Source organism: Brasilonema bromeliae SPC951, from assembly GCF_012912135.1.
Lineage (GTDB): Bacteria > Cyanobacteriota > Cyanobacteriia > Cyanobacteriales > Nostocaceae > Brasilonema > Brasilonema bromeliae.
This window is the reverse complement of sequence record NZ_QMEB01000430.1, coordinates 1-1,300: the sequence shown is the minus strand read 5'-3', so window position 1 is coordinate 1,300 and position 1,300 is coordinate 1. Positions and strand designations below refer to the sequence as shown.

Annotated in this window: 1 protein-coding gene; it reads left to right on the top strand. The window is 40.5% G+C overall.

Annotated features, from left to right (window positions below; all coding sequences use genetic code 11):
* Positions 1 to 145: 145 nt before the first annotated feature.
* Positions 146 to 1,237 (top strand): HD domain-containing phosphohydrolase, encoded by a 1,092-nt coding sequence (locus DP116_RS28275; protein ID WP_422614221.1) that lies wholly within the window; start codon positions 146 to 148, stop codon positions 1,235 to 1,237.
* Positions 1,238 to 1,300 lie beyond the last annotated feature (63 nt).

Below are 1,300 nucleotides of genomic sequence, written 5' to 3'. Positions count from 1 at the left end.
GTTAACATTTTCAACAGGAGTTACTTGATGATATAACAAAAAACTAAAGTATACAATAAAAAAATCTAATATCACTTGTTTAAAAAAAATGCCTTGTTAAGCAAAAAAGCATAAAATTATTCATTGGCTAGAGCCAAGGGGCATGATGCAACAACAAACACAAATCGCACCTTTGTTAACGAATATTCTTGTTAGTGAGACTCATGATTTATTCGTCTCTAAGACGGTACAAAATCAGGGTTCGACAGTGAATAGCTTTGATTCAGATGTGCCAAGAATTTTGGTAGTAGATGACCATGCTGCCAGTCGAATGACTGCTGTCGCCCTTTTGGCAATGGAAGGTTACCAAGTCATAGAAGCAGACAGTGGTTATACGGCGATAAAGCTGGTAATACAGAAACAACCAGATTTGATTTTATTGGATGTGATGATGCCAGAAATGGATGGATATCAGGTGTGCGAGTTACTTAAGCAGAATGAACATACCAGACTCATTCCTGTAATTTTCATTACTGCTTTAAATGACAGGCGATCGCGCATTCGAGGAATTGAAACTGGGGCAGATGATTTTCTCACCAAACCCTTTGACCGTGTAGAGTTAGCGGCGCGAGTAAAATCTTTGATAACACAAAAGCGTTTGAATGAAGACTTAGATCACGCCGAACAAGTGCTGTTTTCCATTGCAAGGGCAATTGAAAGTCGTGATCCTAATACTGGTAACCACTGCGAACGTTTGGTACATTTGGGGAAAACTTTTGGAGAACATCTCAATCTCACACGCAACCAAATTCGGGATTTGATGTGGGGAGGATTTCTTCATGACATCGGTAAAGTGGGTATTCCCGACGCAGTGCTGCTCAAAAAAGGCAAATTCACTGCCGAAGAGTGGGATATTATGAAGCAACACGTTTTGATTGGAGAAAAAATCTGCCAGCCACTACGCAGTATGCGGGGTGTAATTCCCATTATCCGCCATCACCACGAACGTTGGGATGGCTCAGGCTATCCTGATGGACTTATAAAAGATGATATTCCTTATTTAGCGCAAGTATTTCAGGTAATAGATATTTTTGATGCTTTGATTAATGAAAGACCATATAAAAGAGCTTTCACGCCAGAAGAAGCCCTTGCTGTGATGGTAGATGAAACAGCAAAGGGATGGCGTAATCCAAAACTCATGCAGCAGTTTATAGAGTTTATTTGTTGTTTCAAAGATTGGCAGTTATCGCCTAGCTAAGTTTTGAACTATTACGGCTTTTGTGACCAGAACTAGGGGAATAGGGGAGTGGGGGTGTAAGGG

Coding starts and splice junctions, on each gene's coding strand:
- DP116_RS28275 (WP_422614221.1), top strand. CDS start 146: ATGCAACAACAAACACAAATCGCACCTTTGTTAACGAATATTCTTGTT.